This is a genomic window from Nocardia sp. NPDC049220 (assembly GCF_040647855.1).
GTDB lineage: Bacteria > Actinomycetota > Actinomycetes > Mycobacteriales > Mycobacteriaceae > Nocardia.
Genome location: NZ_JBEZDA010000006.1, coordinates 147,671 through 171,241, shown reverse-complemented (window position 1 = coordinate 171,241; position 23,571 = coordinate 147,671). Strand labels below are relative to the sequence as shown.

Sequence of the window (23,571 nt, the reverse complement as noted above, 5' to 3'; positions counted from 1 at the left end):
ACAATCTCATCTTCGGGCAGGTCTCGGCTGTGCTCCGCAGCCATGTCCACCTACCTCGTGACCGGCGCCGCGGGCTTCATCGGTGCGAACTGGGTGTACCACCTGGCTGGAGTGGGAGTCGAAGGCCCAGGTGGTGGCGGTGGACTACATCGGCTTCGCCAGCAATCTGTCGAGCCTTGACGCGGTGATCGACCACATCGTGTTCGAGAAGGCAGATATCGCCGAGCCGAGTCGCATAACGACCGCGCGATCATAGAGTGCCATCACTGGCTGCGGGGAGCGTGCCTGCGTCGATGAGCGCGCGCAACGCGGCATGGACAGTGTTGATAGTCCAGGGTTGTTCGTGCGCGGCAAACACCCTCGGAGCGACCTCGAACTCAATGCGGCAGAGTGGAGTGTTCCGCGGCTACATCCACGATGGCGGAGACAATCGGCAGATTCACCAGCACCACGCCACTGTGCGGGGACAAGATCGTTTGCCGTTCGGCGACGATTTCGTCAGGTACCGATGCGGTTCAGGCAAAACGATACTGGCGGCTGCTTGTGTTCGATATCGGCGGTCTCGCCGTATTTGCGGATCGCGGTGCGGCAGACGCTATAGTCGTGGCTCTCGACGCGGGTGTTCACCTGGTAGGCGCCCGCCGTCGAACACGGCACTTTCCGTAACCGGTCCAGGTGCCAATCCTTGTTCTTCGGGTCGTTGAAGCAGTCACCGACCTGAGCATTCATGTGGGTGCAGACGTATAGCGTTGTACTCGACTTCCCGCGGGAGGACCAGCTAAACGAGTGGTCAGGACACTCTGCGGTCGAAACTTCACGCACGACGACAAGCGCTGCCTCGGGGTCGGTGCAGCTACGGCGCTGCAGATCCCACTCACGGTTCGCCTGCCCCTGCGTGAAGTAGCCGCAGTCGCCGACCTTCATCGACTCGGAGGCCGTCGCGCCACACCCCGACATTGCCAGCACGGTGACGACAAGGGCAGTGACTACCACCGCACCGCGCGGACGGATCAAGCTGAGGTGTTTGATGTTTCGGACTCGAATCGACACGTGCCTACACTTCCACATGGACTCGATCGCGCCACCGGTGTCCGCCTCGGTGGTGTGAATCGCAGGAAATCCGCTCTTCAACAGGCAAGTTCGATGACAACCTGGCAGTTGTGCACAATTCGCTTGGGTACGTAGACCAGGTTGGTGGGATCCTTGAGGTCGCGTTCGACGGCCTCGATTGGCTGCACTACCCCCGTGCGGTAGCGGCGTGACGCCGCCAGCAGCGCCCGTTGTCGTCGAGGCGTGACTCATTGGCATTCTGCTTTGCATTCAGGTTCTGACACAACCAGGCGATCAGGGTAGGGCGATGGGGTTCGCAACGAGGCCGGCAAGTGCGGTGAGCTGCGTGAATCCTTCGGCAGTGGGTCGTGCCGCAGCCAAATATTCGAGGGCATTGGCGCTGTGGTTGCGGGCTTCGTCGAGTACCCAGGTGCGCGCGCCCGTCTGCTCGATCAGGTCCGCGGCCTTAGCGGCTTGGGCGTCGGTCAGTGGGCCTTCGTCGAAATACAGTGCTGCCAGTTCGGTCGAGGCCTGTGTCTTGGTCTCAAGCGCGGCCACTACCGGAAGGCTTTTCTTGTGCCGGCGCAGGTCGCCAAGCGCCGGTTTGCCTGTCACCACCGGTTCGCCCCAGATCCCCATGTAGTCGTCGATCAATTGGCATGCGATGCCCAAGTGGTGCCCGAACAGACGCAATGCGCTGATCTGCTCACGGGATGCGTCGCCATAGAGGGCCCCCAGCGCACAGGCACCTTCTGTCAGGGCCGCGGTCTTAGCGGCGGCCATCGCCATTGCCTCAGCCAGCGAGACGTCACGGCGGCGCTCGAATTCCAGGTCGGAGCGCTCACCGGCGAGTAGCCGTTTGACGACATCGATCAATGCCGCGATCGCGGTGACAGAGTGCCGAGATGAGCTGTCCAGTAGCGCCTCGACCGACGAGAAGAACAACCCGTCGCCGGCAAGGATGGCCGCCGCGGTGTCGAAAGCGGTCCAAACTGCGGGCCGGTGCCGTCGCATGGTGTCTTGATCTACGACGTCGTCGTGGATCAAAGAGGCGTTGTGCACGAGTTCGACGGCGGCCGCCGCGGGGACTGCCAGTGCGGTCTGGCCGCCGACCGCCCGTGCGCAAGCCAGTACGAGCGCGGCGCGCTCCCCTTCACCCCAACTGCCATCGGTCGCGTGCCTGCAGCCATCGAGGTCCGTCCATCCGAAGTGGTACTCGGCGATGCGCCGGATCGGGGTCGGCTGCGTGGCGACACAGACACGCAGTACAGGAGTGACAAGAGTCCGTGCCTCGCGAAGCAGGTCGCTGGCAGTCGTAGCGTGGGCTTCCCGAGCCGTGCGGGGCGTCGTCGCGGTTACTGATCGGGCGATCATTTGATCGTTAAGTGGTTCGGTGATGCTCATGGGTGCGCTCCAGGTGTATGGGAAGGTGCGGGTGCCGACGATTGGGACTAAGGACGAGACGAAAGTGGTGGCCGCGAGCCGGATCGCTGAGCCCGGATTCTCAGGTCAGGAACCGGAAGTGTTTGCTCTGATGCAGATTTCAGTCGGGGCCGTCCAACTGTGGCGCTGGTCTGTGATGGCTGTGGCTGACCTGAGTAGCGATCACGGCGGTCGAATCTTGGATTGCATTGGTGCTGAGCCATCATTCGCTGCACGGCGGACTTGTTTCGGCGACGGCCGGCAGCCACCGAGCCGTCCGCCCCGACCTGCGCGACCGATCATGCGCGCCGCCAGGTCGAGCTGCTCCTCATCGGCCCAACTGGGCATTTCCAGATCGGCAAAAAACGCACCAGCTCGGCGGGGCAGCCATCGCTAGTGGTGATGCCGTGGGTCAATGCCGGCTCGAATAGCGCCCGGCTCTCGCCGGCCGGGTGCTGCTGGCCGAACATCCCAACCACCGTGTCAGTGACCGGGTCACCCATCATGGTGAATTGACGTATGTGGGCGTCACGCTGCATGGTGGTGACTGGGGTGGTCGGGATGAGCGTGTACGGGAACGTGTTCGGATCGGTCTGTGTCATTTACCTCATCCGCCTCAGCCGATTCCCAGCAGCGCCGCGACCACGCTCGGCCGCATCAGTGCTGTCGGCGGCTCGACCATCGCCATCACCGACGCGACGGCAGCCGAGACCCGCGGCTTCTTCGTCGCTCGGAGCGAGATGCCATCAAAGAGCATGTGCTGGGCTCGGATCAATGGCCCGCGGGGTGCGCCGACGGTCTCTGGTAAGCGGGCGTCTTCGCTGCTGGACATCAGCCAGGCGGGGTGGGTCGCCACCATAGCGCCGCAGCGGGCTGCGTTCTGCGCTGCGGGCGTGATGCCGTTGTGCTGCGCGACGGCATCACGCAGCGCGAGGACCGCGAGGACCGCGCAGGTCATGCCTTGGCCGTAGACCGGATTGAGTTTGTTGGGTCCCGCGTCGCCGATCCTGATCAGCCCGTCCGGGTCTTGCCGCACGTCGCGGCGTATGCTCGGCCCGGCTTGCAGCCATTCCACATTGGTGGCGGAGTCGGCCTGGTGCACGATGTCCCGCATGATCGGGTCGGGCAGCCGGTTCAGGATGGCTTCGAACCCGGCTTCTCCCTGACCGGGCTGGGCACTGTGCATGCCACCCAAGCTCACGATGAACTGGTCATTTTCGACGGGCAGCATCGAACCCATCCACGGCTGGCCGGGGGAGGTTTGCACGTAGAGGGCGCCGAACCCGAGACCGGAGACCATGCGGCGGTCGAGGTGGATCAGTCGGCTGATGTAGGCGCACCCTGCATCTACCTCGGTCGTCGGCGCCGGCGGGCACCCCAGCTCTGCCAGCCACCTGGCCGCTGCACTGTCGCGGCCCGACGCATCGACGACCAGGTCGGCAGGCACATCGATGGTGGCGGTTCGGCCGAGCTCGCGGGTCCGCACACCGGTCACCGCTCGGGCATCGCCGAGAAACCCGACGACCTTCGTCCCCTCGACGACATGCACTTTAGGGTCGCTAAGTACCCGCGAACGCACGATGTGGTCAAGCAGAGAACGAGTCAGTGACAGGAACGCGAGTGGGGATTCGTGAGGTGCCATCCATCCAACCGCGTTGCGCCACCGCAGTTCAGAGCCAACCACGACACTGACTGCGCCCGCGTCCAGCAGCTGGGCCCGGATGCCCGGCAGCAGTTCCTCGAGGCCGCGGTGTCCCGCCTCGAGCAGCAGATGCGCGTGATTGGACTGCGGGGTACCTCGCCGCCAGCCCGGCTCAGCCGGGTAGCGGTCGCGTTCCACCACCACGACCTGATCGGCGAACTCTCGCAACACCGAGGCCGCCAGGGTCCCCGCCAGCCCACCACCGGCAACTACGACGGTTCCACGTCCCTCGGCGATGGTTGCGCTCATGCCGAGCGCCCCTCCTCGCTGACCGATGACGGCTGCGGCAGCGAGCGTGACTGCACCTGGGGCACCGCCACGAAGCTCACGGCCGGATCTTGGCGGGTCATTTGGTCGAACAATCTGCTTGTCGCTGGCCACGGGTTGGTGACGCGACCTGAGGGGTGCTTGAACCAACTGTGTACGCCATCAGACCAGACGGTTCGGGCTATGGCGGTGTCCAACCAGCGTCGAAACTGTTGCATTGCGTCCGGGCTCACTTCGATCGCGGTGCCGAGTTGGTCGCGATACTGGATACCGCGCACTATGAATCGGGTCGCGAACTCTTTCATCGTGGGGTTGGATCCCGCCGGGTGGAATGCGTTCGGTCCTGCGACCAACCACATGGACGGGAACCCCTCCACAGCCAGCCCGCAGAACGCTTCGGCGCCTTCGCGCCATTGTTCGTGAAGGGCGACACCGTTGCGGCCGCGGATCGTGATAGGTGCCAGAAATTCAGGGGCCTTGAAGCCGGTGGCCCACACGACGATATCGGCACGCCGTTCGGTGCCGTCGCTGGTGCGGACGCTGTCGGTGGTGAGGCAATCGATCGGATCGGTGACGAGCTGCACATGCGGCTGCCGCAGAGCTGAATAGAAACTGTTGTCGATGAGGATGCGCTTCTCGCCGATGCGATAGCGCGGAGTCAATCGTGCTCGCAACTCACGGTCGCGGATTCGCCACCACAGATGCATCCGCGCGACCCATTGCGCGGGCCGCGCGGACCAGCCGCCGGTCATGATCGCCGGCAGCACTCGGTCAGTGGCGTGATAGATCGCCGCACGATAGAGCGCATGCAGGGCGGGGAAGTGCGCGAACGCCCAACGGGTCAGCGGCCCGAAGCGGTCAGCCGGCTTCGGCAGTATCCATGCCGGCGTCCGCTGATACACCGTGACGCTGCGAGCCGTGCGCGCGACCTCACCTACGATCTGCGCGCCGCTCGATCCGGTGCCGATCACTGCCACGTCGCGGCCAGCCCATTCGATGTCGTGGTCCCACCGTGCCGAATGGAACGCGGCACCGACGAAGGCCCCCTGGCCCGGGATCTCTGGGATGTGTGGCCGGTGAAGTTGTCCGACCGCCCAGACGACCGAGTCGGCGCAGTAGGTTTCGCCGCTGCGGGTGGTGATGGCCCAACGGCCGTCAGCGTCGTTGTAGGAGGCGGCCGCGATGGCGGTGTTCGGGCGTAGATGCGGACGCAGACCGTGGCGGTCCGTGATCTCGCGCAGGTAGTTCAGGATGGCTTGTTGGTCAGGGTATCGGGTTGTGGGGTCCTCGTAGGGGTCGAAGCCGAACGAGTACAGGTGCGAGGGGATGTCGCAGTTGGCTCCGGGGTAGGTGTTGTCCCACCACACTCCGCCTACTTCCGGATTTTCGTCGAAGATGAGAAATTCGTCGATCCCGGCCTGCTTGAGTTCCCGCCCGACGCCGAGTCCACCGAATCCTGCGCCGACCACGACCACTCTCAAGGCGCGTGTCTCGGTGAACGTTTCGGACGAGTGGGGTGTCGGCTTGTGGGCAGCGGACGCGAGGTCAGTGCTGGTTTTCGTCACACGCTGTGCCTTTCTGTGCTGGTGCCGCGGGCACCGTTCCAGCGGGGCCATAGCGGTGAAGTTGGTCGGGAGCTATTCGACCTATGCGGCGATAGCGACAAGCTGTTTTCAGCTGGTGCGGTACATCCGCGCCCCGCGGTCGTCGGGCGCAGCGGAAACTTCGCCGCGAGCCGCGAAGATGACGACGGCGATGAAGGCACGACGCGGGTATTCGCCAAGCGCTGTGGCGCGCATGCTGGACGTCAACGTTGGTAGACCAGAGTTTTGGCTCGGCGCAAGGCCTGCGCTCACACGAGGGCGGGGGCCAGGTGTGCTTCCACGCCACATGACCACCTAGACGATGCGGCGTGGTGGTCACCACCAGCCGGGGCAACCAGAACGGAAAATCAGGCGTCGCAGGTCGGCGACATTGCGCTTGTGACGGGCCACCGAATACATTCGAGGAGAACGGAGTTGAGATGTGGCACTGAGAATGATCGTGCGCGTCGCGTTTGCCTCCCGAACCGACCCCGCACACAGCACAACGCCATTCGGGTGACGGGACTTGCGGCCGGGACGAAATGTTCCGAGGACCGAACCGCGATCCGCGGGCAGTAATCACGATTCTGAACTATTCGGTCTCGCGAACGAACGGTCAACGCAACTTCACACGCTGTGTGCGAACACAGATTGTGAAACTCATCCAAACTGCAAGGGTGAGGACGGCATTGGAGCGCAGCACACCCCGAAGACGGTCGTGGCACACTGCCAGTACGGTGCTCGACCCGCTGACCAGGCTGGACGATCAAAGCTGCCGCACACCGTTGCCGGGCGGGAACGGTTATCTGCCCAGCATTGCGGATTGGGAGCGCGCATCTCAAGCGGGTTTGCCATCATCGAGATCGCTGGCTGTCGCTGAAATGTGGCTAACCGTCTCGACGGCTGGAGGTTTGAGTGAGTGCTTCGCGTCGCCACTTTCCTGGAGGGACATTGTGCCGATCTATAAATGCCTTCTCGAAGGCAGTGGGCGAACCGAAACCGGATGCGTACGCGATTTCGGTGATCGTGCTGGCTTCGGTCAGAAGCCGTGTTTGGGCTCGATCCAATCGGTGTTTAGTCAGCAGTCGGGCGGGAGACAATTCCCCTACGGTTTGTAGTGCGACTTCAACTTTTCGTTTGGAACAGTTCAAATAGAGCGCGATCGAATCTGGCGTGACATCGCGGTCGTCAGAGTGTGCCACGACATAGGTTTTAGCGGCCTGTGCAACCGCTGCGAGTCGCGTCTGTTGTGGTGTCCAGCGCTCGTCAAGTGACAGTGCCAGTAGCTCGATTGCCCGTTGATAGATCTGTACAAACTCGAGCGCGGACGTCGTCTCACGGTTAAGAGCCAGAGTTTCTATCAGCGCCACCACCGCTGCAAGCGTGCCACGTCGTTTGTCCAGGGCGAGGGGGGCGCTCTCGGCCTGCGCAAACGTGATCCCACCTGGAGGGACCGTGACAATCAGTGCGCGGGCGCCATCATCATGCGCTACACCCAGCGGCTTGTTCATGCGAAGCAACGCGGGCCGTCCTGGCCCCAACGTAACTGCCTGATCGGCTTGCGTAAGAGTCAACCTGCCGCACAGCGGGAATATAAACCGGAAACTCTCATCACCATCGGTTTCGACGTGCCGTTTAGTTCGATGATACGTGATGCGTTTGGACGTGAACTCGACGATCTGTAGGTGGTCGCGGTCATACCGTTGGACGAATGTCTCCCCCTCGAAGTCGTATTGGTCGTCGCGATCACCGAAGTCGTAGGCAAGTGGGTTGTGGTTGAAGTCGACGTGGGATTCCCAGAGTTCGGTTCGCTCCTTTTTCTGGGCAGCGTTAGTGGAGAGATGCTCCACCTGATACTCCTGATCGTCCACCGAGACCCCTCGTCGTGCGCAAATCTGACTATAGATCTGCGCGGGACCGGTAGAGCCGGAACCCGCCGCCGCCTAGCCTTTTCCTGTGATCGTAGTGACGAGTACCACAAGGACGCAATCGAAGCAAGCAGGGGGCGAGTACTCAGCGAACGGTAGCGGCAACGGAGCTGAACTCGTCGTCACCTAGCACGATTCCCGAGAATGCGCTGGTAGCTGATCCCTTGTAGCCCTTTGCGATTCGTTGTCTCAACTGTCAACCTATGGAGTTTCTTCTGTGGCCAACCCTCAACCGATAGAACTGTCGAACTCTCCATTGACTGGCTGCCCAATCGTGCACGGCTCACCCGTTGGTGACGGCGGTCCCCGAGTTTCACTGTTCTCCGAGGAATTCGCTGCTGACCCACACGGCGCCTACCGGGAAATGCGCCAGCGGCACGGCTCGTTGGTTCCGGTCTACCTGGCACCGGGCGTCCCTGCCACGTTGGTGATCGGCTACCGCACGGCACTGCGGATCCTGCACGACCCAGAGCACTTTCCGGCCGATCCACGCGCTTGGCAGCAGAACGTTCCGGCCGACTGCCCTGTCCTGCCAATGATGGAGTGGCGTCCGAATGCTCTGCGCAGCGCAGGGACTGAACACACACGCTATCGGAAGCCGAACAGTGCGGCGATCCGAGGAGTCGATCTACACGCCTTGCACAGTACCGTCGAAGATGCCGCCGGACCGCTGATCAATGCCTTCTGCGAGCACGGCTCGGCCGACCTGATCAGCCAGTACGCATTTCCGATCACTTTCGCCGCCCTCAACGCCATGATCGGCTGTCCACCTAATGTCGGGCAGCGGGTAGCCAGCGGGATGGCCGCGATCTTTGAAGGCGTCAACGCAGACACAGGCAACGCCATACTCGCAGAAGCGTTGGGCGACTTGGTCACTATGAGGCGAAAGCAGCAAGGTGACGACATCACCTCGCGGCTGCTGGCTCACCCGGCCGCGCTCGATGACGAGGAGATGCAACACCAGTTGGTCACCCTGTACGGTGCCGGGATCGAAGCGCTGCAGAACCTGATCGTCAACACACTACTGATGATGCTCACCGACTCCCGATTCGCCAGTGGCGTGCTAGGCGGAAGTCAGTCCACCCGAGATGCATTGGACGAGGTGTTGTTCACCGACCCGCCCCTGGCGAACTTCTGCATCTCATATCCGAAACAGCCGATCCTGATCGATGATGTTTGGCTGCCCGCGCATCAACCGGTCGTCATCAGCATGGCTGGGTGTAACAACGACCCCGCAATCAGCGCAGAGGACCTAAGTGACAACCGTTCACATCTAGCGTGGAGCGCTGGGCAGCATGCCTGCCCCGCAAAGTCGGCGGCATACCTGATCGCGCAGGACGCCATCGATCAACTGCTCGACGCCCTGCCAGACATGCAGCTGACGGTCAATCAGGACGCGTTGCGGTGGAGGCCGGGGCCTTTCCATCGCGCGCTGGTGTCTTTGCCGGTCACGTTCCCACAGTCCCCACCGTTGAATGTGTCAGTTAGTAAGTGAGTGAGTGAGGAGTCCTGATGACCCAGTCGCAGACAGACCCGCTAGTGCTAAACCCTACGGGATCGAACATTCAAGAGGAGTCTGCCCGCATCCGAGAGCGCGGACCTGTCACCCTCGTGGAATTGCCTGGCGGGATCCGCGCCTGGTCGGTTAATGATGCTGCGGCGCTGAAGCGCGTGCTGGCAAGCCCGCTGGTCTCCAAAGACGCAAGCCAACATTGGCCAGCCTTCATCAACGGCGAGATCCCAGAGAAGTGGCCGCTGGAGCTGTGGGTCACCGCACCCAACATGTTCACCGCGTACGGAAGCGAACACAGGCGATTGCGGAAGCTGGTAATGCCTGCATTCACCAGCCGCCGCACGGCCGCGCTGCGCTCGCGAATCGAAGCGATTACGACCAGGCTGCTCGACAATCTCGCAACAACGCCGGCAGGTGAGCCGGTCGATGTGCGAGAGGGATTCGCCTACCCACTTCCGATCCAGGTGATCGGCGAATTGATGGGTGTCCCCGAAGAGCTCAACCCAGGATTGCGTAGGTGCGTCGATGGCATATTCGACACCAATCTAACCCCGGAGCAGGCGCAGGCGAACGTAGCCACGATGCTCGGAATCTTGAACGAACTCGTCGCCTACCGCCGCGATAATCCTGGTGACGACATGACAAGCTTGCTCATCACCCACCGAGACGACGAAGAAGGCCAGCTGACCGAGGAAGAACTCGTCGGCACGCTCTTGCTGGTGATCAGCGCAGGGCACGAGACCACCGTGAACTTGATCGACCAGGCCATTTACATGGTCTTGACCCGCCCCCAGCTGCGTACCGATGTAACGGAGGGGCGTGTGACTTGGCCGGATTTGGTGGAGGAGACCCTGCGATACGAGGCACCAATTGCGCACCTGCCACTGCGCTACGCAGTAGACGACATCGAGGTCGAAGGAGTCCACATCCCCAAGGGCGATGCCATTCTGGCCTCGTTTGTCACCGCGAACCGAGATCCGAAGGTCTACGGCGACACCGCGAATGAGTTCGATCCGTCCCGAACGGTGAAGACCCACATTGCCTTCGGACATGGAGCACACCACTGTCTAGGGGAGCCGTTGGCCCGCCTCGAAGCTGCGATCGCGCTGCCAGCGATCTTCGAGCGATTCCCGCAGATGCGGTTGGCGGCCGACGCAGGTGAACTCGGGCATGTACAGAGTTTCATCTCCAACGGACACCTCAAATTGCCGGTCTACCTCTGACGGCGGATTGCTCACGCTCCCCTCCCCGGAATGATCGCGTCCTGTGAGGCTGTCAGTGTTCGAAACGCGTGTCTCGGTCACCTACAGCTTCGTTACTGCCCCACAATGTGGCGGCATTGACGTGAAGACCGGGTGGCGTCTCACACTGAAGCGCCACCCGCGCAGGACGTTGATCACTGCACGCGTCCGCGGCGGCGGCGCCGAACGGCCTCATAGCAACACCTACATGCCGGGACTCACCAGTTACTCATGGCCGGGTGGATGGCATTTCAAACTTGCGGGGTGGTACAAGGCTCGATCCGGTTTCCTCGACTCTAGAATCCGCGAACTCGCCCGTGCAGTGTGACCTCGTGAGCCAGCACCAAACCGCTGATCGGACACCCATGCGAGTGCTCGGGGTGGGCGACTCGACGCTCGTCGGTTCGCTGCGGATTGCTGGTGTCGGTGTGAGGGCTCAGGACATCCTTGACCGAATGTTCTCAAGAGACGCTTGACGTTTCGGTCCGGTTCGTGATCTTGTTCCGCTCGGGTGTGATCGTGGCGTGTAGGCGGGATTGTGGATCAGCAGGCGATGGCCGAGTACCGGTATCGGGCGGTGTGCGAGGTATTCGGCGGCTCGCCGATCGGTGAGGTTGCGGCTCGCTACGGGACGACGCGGCAGTCGATCGACTCGTGGCGTCGACGGTTCAAGCAGGAGGGCATGGCCGGCCTGGTCGACCGGTCTCGCCGCCCGCATACGAGCCCGACCAAGCTGGATGCGGACATCGAATCCTTGATTTGCCAGCTCCGTCGCGATCATCCGCGATGGGGAGCTCGGCGGATCAGCTACGAACTCGGCCGCCGCGGTGTCGACGGTGCACCGTCTCGTGCCACGGTGCATCGGGCGATGACCCGCAACGGCCTGATCGACCCGCAGATCCAGCACCACCGGCGAAAATACAAGCGCTGGCAGCGGCAGGAGCCGATGCATTTATGGCAACTCGATATAGTCGGCGGTGTCCCGCTGGCTGACGGTCGTCAGTGCAAGCTCCTGACCGGCATCGACGACCATTCACGGTTCGTCGTCGTTGCCGCCGTGCTGGTCACCCCGTCGGCACGGGAGGTCGCTGCCGCATTTACCGCTGCGATGCGGCGCTACGGAGTGCCGTCAGAAGTATTAACCGACAATGGCGGCCAGTTCACCGGCCGATACCTGAAACCAGCTCCGGTCGAAGTGCTGTTCGAGCAGATCTGCCGCACCAACGGCATCAGGCAACGGCTGACCAAGCCCCGTTCTCCGACGACGACGGGCAAAATCGAACGATTTCACAAAACTCTGCGGACCGAGTTCCTCGACCTCGCGACACCGTTCGAATCCCATTCCGCGGCGCAGGAGGCAGTCGAGTGCTGGATCACCAGCTACAACACCAGCCGTCCGCACCAGGCCCTCGATATGGCCACACCCTCGGAGCTATTCCGTCCCAACGGTCCCACCCGTCTCGACGTTCGCCCGGTGATGACCACCCTGGCCGAGGAACCCACGACCGAGTCGATACTCGCTCAGACGTCGATGACCAGCGATGTGATCGAGCCGCCTGACGACCGCCAGATCGATGGCATGGCAGTCGAGTTCGAGGCGCGGGTTCCACCAACCGGCGAGCTCAACGTGCTACACGGGCGACAACGGATTTCGATGCACAAGAGCATGGCTGGTCGCACACTGACCGTTTGGGCCAACCAGCGCAGCATTCATCTGATCCTCGACGGACACGCCATCCGGACCGTCTCCTCGCGCCTGCGGCCGGAGGACCTGCGACATCTCACCATGCGCGGCGCCCGCCCTGCCGGGCCGGAACCCGCCAAACCAGCACTGCGGCGAAAGCTGAGCGGCGCGGTAGTGATCGAGCCGGGCCAGGTAGTGGAAATCCAGCGAGTCGTCGGCAACGACGGAATCGCCAGCATCGCTGGCACTCCGTGCACAGTTCCAGCTGGCGCAACGCGAGGTCAAAAGACTCAGGGCAGCAGTGAAGCAACTCGGCTTGATGAGCCGTGCTGATGGCATCACGGAGGAAGAGACCGCCACCAGGATCGGCGTGCACCGACAAACGCTGCGGGACTGGGAGGGTAAACGCCCGAAGGGCGCGAAGTAACCAGTCGTTTGGACACCAATGGATTCCGCTACGAGGCCGCACCCACCTATCGACGTCCGGCCAAATTATGCACTCTGGTCCTAGTCTTATGCGATTGCGCTCCGCGCAGCCAGGTGTATAACGCCGCGAAAACGTATCCGCACGACACGGCGGGCGCCTAACAAACAGCGTTTCAACCACGCCGCCGGCGGGCGGCTGCTGGCAAACCGGACTGTCAGAGCGCCGCGACGATCCGAGATCCAACTGGAAGATCACCGCACCAAACAGGGGTTACTCCCGACTTGGCCACACCGCTTCATCTCTCGCACGGGTTCGGACCGAATCTTTGGTTGAGCGCAATCTGGAAACAGTTTTCGCGCCGAGACGACACCGATCACGATGTCAGCTATTCCGCTGATACTTCCCGAGGCTCGAAGCCACTGCCATGCCCGCTCCAACCTGGCGTAGCGAGAAAGTTGACCCTGAGACTGGCCGGCTGGCTCACCCTCACCGGGTCGCGCAGCGGCTCCGAGTGCGGTTGCGGTGCCAAGTCTGGCACCTGAAACATCTAACCAGCTTGGCGCCTGACCAGCAGACGATTCAAACGAGCTACACCTTCACAGATACAACGGAGACGAAGGCGGGAAAACGACTGGCAACGCTGTCAGTGACCGGTGGAATGGGCCAGGGCGCCATACGAGATCCTTCTCAGCAACCGCAAGTTTCATCTCCGGGAGGGTGTCCAGGAGGTTATCGATGACAGCCTGTGCCAGCAGTAGCCCGTACGGCCGGGCGTGAGCAGGACAGGCGTGGGCGCCAGTGCTGAACGCCAGATGCCACCCGTTGCCGAGGAATTCGCCAGTGTTCATCGCTGGATCCGTGTTACAAGCGGCCATGCTGATGACAACCGGCTGATTCGCTGGCAGCCAGACATCATCGACCAGGATCGGCTGCCTCGGATATGTGATGCAGTAGTTCGCCATGGGCGGGTCGGTTGCCAACCTCGCTTCGAGTGCGGTCATGGTTGACAAGTGATCGCCACTACCATGGTTGGTATAGCGGTCATCAGTCAGGATCAACAGCACCGTGTTGGCGATGAGGTTCAGCGGTCCTTCGACACCAGCCGCAAACAGTAGGACCGACTGATCCACCATCTCCTCATCGTTCAGTTCTGCAGAATGCTGGACCAGCCTCGAGATGACGTCGTCCGCTGGGTGCGCGCGCTTCAGGGCGGTAAGGTCGAGCAACGCTTGGCGCATGGTCGCGTTTACCGATGCCGTATCCACACCGTCGAACATCGCAGCACTGGCCGCCGCGACGCGCTCGCCGATGTCAGGTGGACAGCCGAGCGCGGCGCAGAAGACTGTGAAGACCACCGGGTAGATGTACTGCTTCAACACGTCGGCCTTCCCGGCCGTACAGAACATGTTGATGAACGGGATGGCAGATGCCTCCACTATCGATTGCACAGAGTTCAGGTCGATCCCGGCTATCGCATCGACCAAAGCGCCGCGGTAGCGTGCGTGCGCTGCACCGGCGGTACGTATTGCGTTGTCTCTGGCCTCGACCATCGGCATGATCGGGATGTCAGGGGGAGCGGTTCGTTGCCAGACACTCGGATCGGCAGGAAAATGGTCAGGGTCGTTGAGGATGCGCACGGCGGTGCGATATTCGATGACCAGGGTCGCGGGCACTCCCGGCCAAATATCGACTGGCACCAGCGATCCGTAGTCTCTACGCATCTGGCGGTAGAACCCGTGCGGATTGGCGGCGAATTCTGCACTGTAGAGCGGGATTCGAGAACCCATGACCTTGATTGACGACATTGATTCGGTCGCGGTCGCACCCTGATGCGTGTGCTGCGGATACACGTAGTCTCCTTGATATCGGTTGCGGCAGAATAGTACCCAAGGCGAGAGCCGAATGAAGGTCGTCGGACCGCTAGCAGGTTCGCTGGCGACAGCACTCTTTCGGCCTCGCATCGCCGAGTCGGCGAACATGTCTCACAGACCCGCATGCTGGCGCTGTGACCATCTGTTCCGGCCCCGTGTCGCGAAGCGTCCTGTGCGCCTCGCCCATGGCTGACGAGCGGCATCGCGGGGTGTTTGCCCGTTGAACAGGCAAGCAAAGGATGTCGCCATCTGGTGTGGATCAACAAGCGACCGCTCTCGCCCGACTTCATTGATCCAGCGCTGCCGCGACCGCACTGATGTACCTATTCCGCCGAGACGGACCGGATGGGGCGCTCCCGCTGAGTGCCCCATCCGGACGTGCCTCTGCCAGATCAGTGAGGGCGTGGGTTGTGGCAGCGGGAGTCCCAGGCGGCTGGCAGATCGTCAGACAGTACTGGTGCGCCGAGGATTTCGTCGTCGAAGTCGAATGCGTCCAGCAGCGCAGGCAAGGCGTCAGCAAGCTTGTCGATCGCCTGGGGGAGTAGCCCTCCGCGGAGCTGCTGTTTCACGGCCTTTACAGCAGCGATGTCGAGTAGCCCGTGAGTGAGATACCACGTGGACTCTTTGCTGATCTGATGCAAAGCGAAAACATCACGCACGGCTGCGATCTCGGGATGATGGGAATGTTGATCGAGCAACTGCAGGGCTTGGTCGGCGCAGTATGCCTCGGCGAGCTCGAGTACGTCCGGTATAACCTCCAGTCGAGCTTCCAGTGCCGGATTGCCCAGGCTCGGTTGTGCTTCTTGCGCGATCGTAAGTGTGCGGGCGCTGAGTAAGCGTGCGCGGTCTTTAGGGTCGGCGGGATCGTGGAGAGTGGGTTCTGGTGCAGGGGTTCCGCTGAGCTCTTTGGCCCGGACGCGACCGGCGAAGGCGCCGAGGACATGGACGTCGCCCTCACCGGTGATGCCAGCATGGCAGAGTCCAATGTAGTCGGGGACCCGGTTGGCGCTGAACATGCCTTGCGCAGCCATCTTCAAGCGACAGTCGGTGACTGTTTCCAAGGCATGCGTCTGGATGAAGTGCTTGGCAAACATGACCGACACGTCGGGCCCGCGGTTGGTGAGATCATCGCCCGCGAGGCGGGTTTTGACCGAGTTGCCGTAGATGGTTCGGGCGATAGTGCCGGCCAGGTGTGTGAGCAGGGTGTCACGCACGTGCGGGATGTCGAACATGAGCGGTTTGTCGTTTGGCGTCAGCGGCACTCGCCGCTTGGTGGCGTAGGTCAGTGCGACGTAAAGCGCGGCACGGGCTGAGGAGTTGAGGGCTGACGAGAGGGCCAATCGCCCGACGGTCAATTGGCTGATCGCGGAGGAGAACGCCCGCTTCCGGCTATCCTCGTCGCGCCAGGTCAGCGCACCCTTGTCGTCGATTGTGGCCAGGTCATTGCTCAGCCAGGCATTGTGCTCAACCCGCAGGTTGTCGAAGCTGATGATCGAGTTATCCATGATGACCAGCGGCTGCCGGTCGAGCTGGGTGATCGTCACGCCAGGGGCTGGGTCGCCGTTGGCGTCGCGTAGTCGCGCCGTGAACATCTGCACGCCGTGGTCGGTGCCGGCCGCGTCGATCAACCGTGCACCGATGATGCAGACCCGGGAAACTGGGACGCCGACGCTGGGCATGAACTTCCGCGCCCGCGGGTTCGGGGTGTTGAGTACGAACCCGTTACCGTCCCATGTCGCGGTCGTCTGCATGGATCCGATGTTGGAGCCACATCCGTACTCGGTCAGCAGCATGACTCCGACGCTGGAACCGTCATCCAGGTCCTGTAGGTACGGCGCGGCGGAGTCGCTATCGGTCAGGGTGGCCAGACTGCCCGAGGCCAAGTTGAAGTGGCCTGAGATCAGCGGGACCATGTCTGTCGCCAGCACTGCAGACCAGTCGAACACCGCGAACAGCTTGGGGAGATCGGTCGCGACATCGCGAGTGCCGCCGATCTCTTTGACCAGATACCGCAACTGGTCATATGCGTTCTTCCGCCGCTGCTCCTGGCTGTGCTTCTCTGTGACGGCGAAGTCGGGGTTGCTCAAAACCTTCTGCAACTGCTGGTGGAAGTCGACGTCGCCGTGCCGAAGAACCTCGGCCAGCGACGTGCGCTCATCATCCCGATGCGTTGCCATAACCGCCTCCTACTCATCTCGATCCCAGCGGTTACTCATCCACCGTTGGGCATACCTGGGCCATTGCTACCGGACTTCGACGCACCGGGGTTGGCGGCTACCCCGCGTTCACGCAGACACAGCCAAGGACCGGGACAAGAAAGCCGGGCGATCACCCATCAAAAGTCCACTGCACCACACACCTTCACGTGAGCCTTCGCTCCGTGGCCCCGCCACCAGGTTTCACGCATCACGCTGCCGTGCTGGCGCGCGCCGATCTGCTGCCGACCGGAGTAGTGCTGGAACGATTCGCATCGCCGCGGCCGCCCGATCCGGTCTCGCCGAGAAGGCTGGCGATCTACTCGTATCGGCTGGACAGCAACGTGTGCGCGTTGCCGCGCCGACACTGTGGTCGCGCCGACTTGCAACGTTGCCGTTGCCGCAGAGTTGCCATTAACCGTTAGGGACACGAAATATATTGTGCCACAGACAGTCTTACGTCTCTTGAGGATCAGGGCCAATCCGTTGGCCCGGGTCGTTGACCTGGTATTTCGCCCACCCTGGGCGATCAGTAAGTATCAGCGTCGATTGGGCTGCAGTCCTGGCTGTTGGTTCGCCAGCGGCGCACGTCCGGGATGCGGGCCCCGCACCTTCTGCTGATCAAACAGGCGGTGGCAGTGCAGGCCCAATCCAGCCAATGGCTGGGTCAGCGCAGGAGGATGTGCGGGCCCGCCGGCGATGCCGGCAAGGTCCAGACCGCCGGAGCGGTCCTACGAAACTTGTTGCAGCTGCACCGCATGGTCTTCTGACCTTGGTGCCCTAGGGCGCCGCTATCGGGTGTGTGTTCAAGGGCTGTGGGGCGTGACCAGGTAGTCACCCAGATCATCGGGGTTTCCAGACCCAGCCGAGCACGGCTACGTAGCGCATTGGTGGGCGAATCTACGGTCTTGCCCGGACCATTGAGGGTGGTGTTCAACGCGACTGCGATCGCGACTTCGGTGTCGAGGCGTGGGGTAGGCATGCGTAGGCCGGTTCAGGTCCGGATCGACCCGATGTTGATATAGCAGCCCATCGACATCGATGAATCCGAAATCTGCGGCTGTACTCAGGGTGTGACGGTGTAGGCGACCTGCCGAGCGGATCCGGCCGACCATCCTAGGCCGTAGGTCAAACACGCTCTACGGTCGCCAGAGCGTGGAAGGTCTGGTACAGCCGAGCCTACGGATCGCTCACTGAGCGCTCCTGGCGTGCGCAAATCGGACCACGGATCTGCGCGCAACTGGTGGAGCTGACCCAGGCCGCCGTTCTAGCCTTTCTGTGATCGCAGCGGCTGGTACCACAAGGTGTGAAACGGAGCAAGGAAGGATCGTGTTGAACGATCCCGGTGCACAAGATTCCCACCGCTGTGGCGCCGCATCGAGTGTTGGACACGCGGCTGTTGCTGATTCGTGGCGTCGATGCAGTGCGACGCGAGAAAGAGGGAGCAAAGGTAGGTCTGCAATTGGAAGACTGTGGGGCACAGCACAAGTTAATGATGTGGCCACGAGCTGCACCGTCAAGCGAGAGCGAGGCGGCTCGGCCCGGCAGCCGATGACCATGTCAGGTCATATCTAAGCCAGGTCGAGAAGCGGGGATGGGTGGTCCTCAAACTCGGTCTTGACGTAGATGGGAGGGGAATCGGTAGGTCGGTCACGCATGACTGACCTGCATTGTCGAGGCAGGACCTGAATCGTAGGTTGATCAACGCAAGTTGGTGAGGGATTGAGGGCTTGTCCCAACTGCTCGAATCGCTTAGACATTCTGGGGCGGTGGACCGTTCAGTCGCCAAAATTGGAAGCAACAATTAGTTGCCTCTATAGCCCTGGTTCAGGCGGCGAGACGGTGTAGGTCTCACCGACCAATGACGGAACTCGCACTGGCCCTGCAAGATGACGTGCCAGGCGCCGTCTCGGATTTTGGTCGGCTCAGCCCGCGGAAACGCGGCAACGCCGATGCAAGAAGACAATTTATCTACCGGTCGACCCTGTTCGGCCGTGTCCCGTTATGAGGAGGAAACGTGAACGGGGGAACTATCGATAGATCGGCAACCGAGCCGCTTAACGTTGTACTCGGCTCGATGATTCGAGAGTTGCGCCGGGCCAGAAAGCTGAAGCAGTGGCAGACGGCCAACCTGGCCAACGTCTCTCTCTCGGCGTATTCGAAATGGGAAGAAGGCACTCGCCGCCCGTTGCGGGAGAACCTCGACAAGCTATGCAAAGCCTTGGATGCCGAGCCGTGGAGATATCGCAAGATAATGTCTCTGATATCGGAGTCCAGCCCATTTGGCATCGACGTCAGGGATTCGTCGCCGAAGATCACCGATGAGGATATCGGGGTCCTTGAGGAGTTTACGTTTCCCGCCTTGTATCGCAAGCTGCCCGAGTGCGAGATAATCTATGCCAACCAGGCATGTCTTGAAATCTATCCGATGTTCGCCCCCGCGCCGCACGGCGCCGCACGGCCCGCGAACATGATCGTGGCCATGCTCACCGACCAGCGGGCACGAAAAGTCTTTGTCGACTGGGACACGGTCGCTCATCACATGGTCTATACATGGAAGCATTGGTCGCGGGGAGTCGTCTCCGAGCGCAACGCAGAAATCGTGGCTGCGTGCGAGCGAGCCGCCCCGGAGTTCGAGCACATGTGGAACAACGAACCGCCGCAGTCAGCGTTCACCAACACAGTCAGAGTTCGCCGCTGGCAAGACCCAACAACAGTCGATCGATACATCCAGCGCCGCTGGTTCCCGAACTATCAAACAGGCGAAACGGGTGAATACGAAATCTTCGCGACCCCGCACGTCAGAGGCGTAGAGGCAAGGAGTCTGGCTGTCCTTCGGGAAGGCAGCGCTGGGCAACACCAGTCGATCGTCTAGCGAATTTGCCGCGCCGACCACATCGCGACGGCAGGGGAAGTCCGACTGGGTCGCAATTCTCCAATCGCCGGGTACGCGCACACAAGCACGCAGCCTCCCGAATCGCGGTGGGGACCCCGGTTTGAGTCCGAGAACGGTTCTGACCTGTATCTGTCGTGCGGATCGTTGACCTACCGCGCTGGTGCGAGCGGTTGTACGCCATCGTCGGCTATGGTGCGACGTCGAGCAGACCCCTCGCAAGAGCATCGCCCAGAACTGACCCCACCTGTGGGCGCTACGTGCGATTGGGATGCGTTGGGATCGTGGGGCGAGGAAACGTTTGGTGTGAGAGCGAAGTGCCGCTCGTCGCGCGACAGGTGTGTGAACATCTCACGCGGGTTGCTGGTTTTGGAGGCGGGATCGCGCAGCCGCAGAAGCTCCCGAGTGGCAAGGGATTCCGGTGCGCGGGTGTTCCACATCGTGTCGAAGTTGGGGCATCGCCGCAGGCGAGTCTTGACTGCTTCGAGCTCAGAGTTGGGGATGAATCCGGTCAACGCTTCCCGGCAAGCACGCACCCATAGATGGGCCTCGGTTTCCCACTCGGGCAGAACAGCTTTTGCCCACGGGCTGAAGAGATGCCATTCGACCAAATTGTCACCAACACGCAGACCGGGGAAGACGCGGGCGAACGCCTCGTTCGCGGCCGAGACGACATACAGTCCTGGCTTGAGGTAACAGGCCGGATAGGAAGTGCTGTCGAGCATACTGAGTTCTCGACGAGTCAATGCCATGGGTCGTTGGGCTATTGTCCGCAAATGCGGGTCAATCAGCTGCATCAACCTCTCCTCGCTGATGTCGCTGAGCCCCAAGACCGGCGCGAGTTTGGTGACGGTCTCAGAGTTCACCGCACGCAACGACACTTCAATCTTCGAGATCAGCGAAGTCGACAGCCCCGACCGCCGCGCGAGCGCCGCCTGCGTCAGTCCGACTTCGCGCCGATAGTCCCGAAGGATTTTCCCGATCGGCGTGATGCCATTGTCCGCGGCAGAAGGCTGTGCCGAATGGACCCGCGATGCCGGATACGTCTGGACGTTCACCATGGTGCTGTTCTCCCTAAATCGCCCGCCGGACCTATGCGGCCGCGGATCGGGCTTTGGCTTCCGCAGCGACTGGCATGAACACGGCTGCAGGGTGATGCCTGCCTCGTCATGTGGTCGAAGCTATGAATCGACGCCGGCCACAGGTGGGTGATCTCCGGGCCAGGCTGCTGTACCAGGTGTACCTGCCGACGGCGAGACTGTGCATGCCAGCGCTGCAGCCAGATCGCGATAGGCTTGAAGTGAGATCTGTTGAGCCATGGATTCTCCTCATCAGGTCACCGATCCGGGCAATCGGATCAGGGGAGTGGGCACCTATGCAAAGGGCCGACCCGCCGTCGTTCGTCACACTCAGCATTCATTTCCAACTTATTTCGGTCAATAGACTCGCCACCCACAGTCGGTGTGACTTTTTGAAAGCCTATGCACTTACGGTGCGAGTCGTATTCAGTGTTGACTGAGCCTGTTGACTGAGCACGCTGAGAGTGCTCGAAACGTGACCATACTTGCACCGGCCGTGTGAGCGTTCACCGTTGCGGCAACGAGGCCTGCTGCGCAGGTCGCCCGTTTATAGAGTGGGGATGCGTGGCCCGGAAAATAGATCGGCACCGCATGTGCGAATTTGTGGCTCCCGAGAACCAAATGGCAAGAAATAGCTTGTTCGAATGTTGATCGGCAGGCGGGGGTACTCGCCGCGTAAGGGCGGCGGCAACGAAATTCGATCTTCTCTGTCGCGCGACGACGCTGAATTCAAGAGCGCGACTAGGCCAGTGGGTAAGAAATCGTGGCAGGTCGGGGAACCCTTATATTTTCCAAATGCTGGCTGCCGTGGTGCCGGTGAATCTCGTCATCGGTCTCAACGCTGTGGAACCGTCTACGATCCTGAGAGCGCATTTGCGCCTGGGTCCGTTGTCAGGCCCCCGCCTGTCGTGCCGGCGGTTTGTCTACTTGTGTGCGAGAACGCCGATCCCGCGGGCCGACCATTGAGCGTTCAGCGAGGGTGCAGTGCGTGCGCAGGACATCCGCAGCAGTCAGAACTTGTCATGGCCGAAGCCGTGCAGAATATCGCCAAGTCGCCGTGCTTCTGGTTGGGTGAGCTTGAAGTAGTGTCCGCCGCCTTGGGTTACGTGCAGCAGGTAGTCGCGAGGGTCGCTGTGAGCAGGTGAATCCACGAAAGCGACGATCAGCGGCACATCCGTCTCAGCAAGCTCGATAGTTTCTTCTCGCCCGTAGTGCCGATCCGGGTCCCGTAGTAGGTCGGCAAGCGGAAGTGCGTCCTGCGCCTCCACACCGAATCCGCGACGGTCATATCGCACGATGTCGATGGTGGTCACCTGCGTCCCGTCGCCGTACACGTGACACGAGCGTTCGATGGTGATGCGGAAGGGTGCACGGGACAGGTCGAACTTCAGCGCCAAGTCGTGGTGGCGGTGTGGGCGATCATCAGGGTCCGCCGACAGCACGCAGGTGACACACCATGGAATGCCGCAATCTTGTGTGCGGACTGTCGAGGTGTTCATGATCAGCCCCTCGTGGTCGAGACTTGCTGTTGGCAAGTTCTGGTGCACTGGTGTGTTGCGGGGGAGTTCAGTCCCAAGTGACCTGCGGATCTGCATGGTGTTCCGAGTTCGGTAGGAGGTTTGCTATCAGCTTCTTTGCAAGAGGGTGCATACACAACCTTGTGTGGCGAGTGCTACACGGCGAAGGCATCATCCCCAAGTGCTCGGCACTGCGACTACCCGTACTGAAACACATGAACGTCGCACTTTCAACCCTTCTCGGATCCTCCCCCTGATCCTCTGTGCACGCCTAGTGCTGTCTGTTTGCTACTTGTACTGCCGTGGCGTGAACGTGCTGCCGCAACCCCAAACCGGTGTGTCCCGAGTTGAGGGGAGTCAAGAAGTCGAATTCTAGGCGCAATCAAGCCGAATACGGAACAGGTGAAGGTGCATCTAACTAGATTCAGCGGCAAGTCGTCCAGCGAGATCGCAGGCAACAACGGTCCGACACCCGCGAACCGCGGCGCTTCGATGCGTGGTTCGATTATCGTCATGCGCCGGGGTAATCGTCGACTGTGCTGGAGATGCAGGTGGTCCCGCCGCTACCTTGCCCACCACCAGATTAGGCAGACTCGCTGAGGCCCAAAATTGTGGCATCGTCGAACATTTCGAGGACCACGATCACGACAAAGACCGGTGAAGCGATCTGCAGTGACGGCCGCCAATGGGCCGCAGGGCGGTGTCGGCGGATGCAACACTCACTGGTGGGCGGGAAGGGGGCGTCGAAGCCGACACGCTGTTTATCGGTGTTGGCTCGGGTCAACGATTTGGGCGGAGACCGTCGCATCCAGAGAGGCTCGCCTACCCCGGCCAGCCGCTGGATTGTGGGTAAAGGGCCTGCGGTGTCTGGTTCGCGCCGCCGACGCGACCGGCCCGCCCTGTCGGGAGCGTTTCGCACGGTCGTCCGGTGAGCCGGACCATGCACGGCAATTTTGTGGGACTGTCAGTGATGGGGTGCCGGCACGGGTGGTGGGGGATGGCGGCACATCGTGCACAGTGGCGGGAGATGGCGTTGTTGACTTCGTATGCGGCCAGAACCGGTCGCGGGTGGGCTGAAGGCCCGGCGTCCGAGGCCAAATGGCGGTGCGGGGTGTTCACGTGGCCAACGTTATGGAAGTCACTGCGTGTCAGGGCTTTGTCCCACACGCCAGGTGTGGATCGAACACATCTGGCATGTT

General features: G+C 61.8%; 15 protein-coding genes. 5 read left to right on the top strand and 10 right to left on the bottom strand.

What is annotated here, in order from left to right; translation table 11 throughout:
* Nucleotides 1-82 precede the first annotated feature (82 nt).
* The gene (locus tag AB0C34_RS17880) at nt 83-256 is read left to right on the top strand and encodes a hypothetical protein (RefSeq protein WP_357073619.1); all 174 of its coding nucleotides are present in this window, start codon (nt 83-85) and stop codon (nt 254-256) included.
* Between the two features lie 242 nt (nt 257-498).
* On the opposite strand, the gene AB0C34_RS17875 is transcribed toward AB0C34_RS17880, so the two are convergent.
* From AB0C34_RS17875 to AB0C34_RS17850, 6 genes are all read right to left on the bottom strand, one after another.
* A complete protein-coding gene (locus AB0C34_RS17875; protein WP_357073616.1) occupies nt 499-966 on the bottom strand; it encodes a hypothetical protein in 468 nt (155 codons plus the stop codon).
* A 378-nt stretch (nt 967-1,344) separates the two neighbouring features.
* The gene (locus AB0C34_RS17870; protein WP_357073800.1) at nt 1,345-2,424 is read right to left on the bottom strand and encodes a polyprenyl synthetase family protein; all 1,080 of its coding nucleotides are present in this window, start codon (nt 2,422-2,424) and stop codon (nt 1,345-1,347) included.
* Between the two features lie 347 nt (nt 2,425-2,771).
* Entirely contained in the window at nt 2,772-3,074 is a 303-nt protein-coding gene (locus tag AB0C34_RS17865; RefSeq protein ID WP_357073613.1) for a hypothetical protein, read from the bottom strand.
* Nucleotides 3,075-3,088: 14 nt separating this feature from the next.
* Entirely contained in the window at nt 3,089-4,423 is a 1,335-nt protein-coding gene (locus AB0C34_RS17860; protein WP_357073610.1) for an FAD-dependent monooxygenase, read from the bottom strand.
* Complete coding sequence (locus AB0C34_RS17855; RefSeq protein WP_357073607.1) at nt 4,420-6,006, bottom strand: NAD(P)/FAD-dependent oxidoreductase; 1,587 nt, start codon at nt 6,004-6,006, stop codon at nt 4,420-4,422. Before AB0C34_RS17855 ends, AB0C34_RS17860 begins: the two co-directional genes overlap by 4 nt.
* A gap of 905 nt (nt 6,007-6,911) precedes the next feature.
* The gene (locus AB0C34_RS17850; RefSeq protein ID WP_357073605.1) at nt 6,912-7,895 is read right to left on the bottom strand and encodes an AraC family transcriptional regulator; all 984 of its coding nucleotides are present in this window, start codon (nt 7,893-7,895) and stop codon (nt 6,912-6,914) included.
* 481 nt (nt 7,896-8,376) lie between these two features.
* Between AB0C34_RS17850 and AB0C34_RS17845 the strand changes: the two genes are divergently transcribed.
* From AB0C34_RS17845 to AB0C34_RS17835, 3 genes are all read left to right on the top strand, one after another.
* Nucleotides 8,377-9,447 carry a cytochrome P450 gene (locus AB0C34_RS17845; protein ID WP_357073602.1) on the top strand — a complete coding sequence of 357 codons (1,071 nt, stop codon included), beginning with the start codon at nt 8,377-8,379 and terminating at the stop codon, nt 9,445-9,447.
* 17 nt (nt 9,448-9,464) lie between these two features.
* Nucleotides 9,465-10,688: a cytochrome P450 gene (locus AB0C34_RS17840; protein ID WP_357073599.1), complete on the top strand. Its 1,224-nt coding sequence runs from the start codon at nt 9,465-9,467 to the stop codon at nt 10,686-10,688.
* A 556-nt stretch (nt 10,689-11,244) separates the two neighbouring features.
* Nucleotides 11,245-12,723, top strand: coding sequence for an IS481 family transposase (locus AB0C34_RS17835; RefSeq protein WP_357073596.1), 1,479 nt, complete (start codon nt 11,245-11,247; stop codon nt 12,721-12,723).
* 690 nt (nt 12,724-13,413) lie between these two features.
* Here the strand turns inward: AB0C34_RS17835 and AB0C34_RS17830 are convergent.
* Nucleotides 13,414-14,667 carry a cytochrome P450 gene (locus AB0C34_RS17830; RefSeq protein ID WP_357073593.1) on the bottom strand — a complete coding sequence of 418 codons (1,254 nt, stop codon included), beginning with the start codon at nt 14,665-14,667 and terminating at the stop codon, nt 13,414-13,416.
* 413 nt (nt 14,668-15,080) lie between these two features.
* Nucleotides 15,081-16,865 carry a hypothetical protein gene (locus AB0C34_RS17825; RefSeq protein WP_357073591.1) on the bottom strand — a complete coding sequence of 595 codons (1,785 nt, stop codon included), beginning with the start codon at nt 16,863-16,865 and terminating at the stop codon, nt 15,081-15,083.
* A 2,035-nt stretch (nt 16,866-18,900) separates the two neighbouring features.
* On the opposite strand from AB0C34_RS17825, the gene AB0C34_RS17820 reads away from it, so the two are divergent.
* On the top strand, nt 18,901-19,758 hold the full coding sequence (locus AB0C34_RS17820; RefSeq protein ID WP_357073588.1) for a helix-turn-helix domain-containing protein: 858 nt from the start codon (nt 18,901-18,903) through the stop codon (nt 19,756-19,758).
* 170 nt (nt 19,759-19,928) lie between these two features.
* Here the strand turns inward: AB0C34_RS17820 and AB0C34_RS17815 are convergent, their stop codons facing one another.
* On the bottom strand, nt 19,929-20,837 hold the full coding sequence (locus AB0C34_RS17815) for a helix-turn-helix domain-containing protein (RefSeq protein WP_357073585.1): 909 nt from the start codon (nt 20,835-20,837) through the stop codon (nt 19,929-19,931).
* 1,028 nt (nt 20,838-21,865) lie between these two features.
* Nucleotides 21,866-22,354: a hypothetical protein gene (locus AB0C34_RS17810; RefSeq protein ID WP_357073582.1), complete on the bottom strand. Its 489-nt coding sequence runs from the start codon at nt 22,352-22,354 to the stop codon at nt 21,866-21,868.
* Between the last annotated feature and the right edge of the window lie 1,217 nt (nt 22,355-23,571).

Coding starts and splice junctions, on each gene's coding strand:
- AB0C34_RS17860 (WP_357073610.1), bottom strand. CDS start 4,423: ATGAGCGCAACCATCGCCGAGGGACGTGGAACCGTCGTAGTTGCCGGT.
- AB0C34_RS17810 (WP_357073582.1), bottom strand. CDS start 22,354: ATGAACACCTCGACAGTCCGCACACAAGATTGCGGCATTCCATGGTGT.
- AB0C34_RS17825 (WP_357073591.1), bottom strand. CDS start 16,865: ATGGCAACGCATCGGGATGATGAGCGCACGTCGCTGGCCGAGGTTCTT.
- AB0C34_RS17865 (WP_357073613.1), bottom strand. CDS start 3,074: ATGACACAGACCGATCCGAACACGTTCCCGTACACGCTCATCCCGACC.
- AB0C34_RS17815 (WP_357073585.1), bottom strand. CDS start 20,837: ATGGTGAACGTCCAGACGTATCCGGCATCGCGGGTCCATTCGGCACAG.
- AB0C34_RS17870 (WP_357073800.1), bottom strand. CDS start 2,424: ATGATCGCCCGATCAGTAACCGCGACGACGCCCCGCACGGCTCGGGAA.
- AB0C34_RS17840 (WP_357073599.1), top strand. CDS start 9,465: ATGACCCAGTCGCAGACAGACCCGCTAGTGCTAAACCCTACGGGATCG.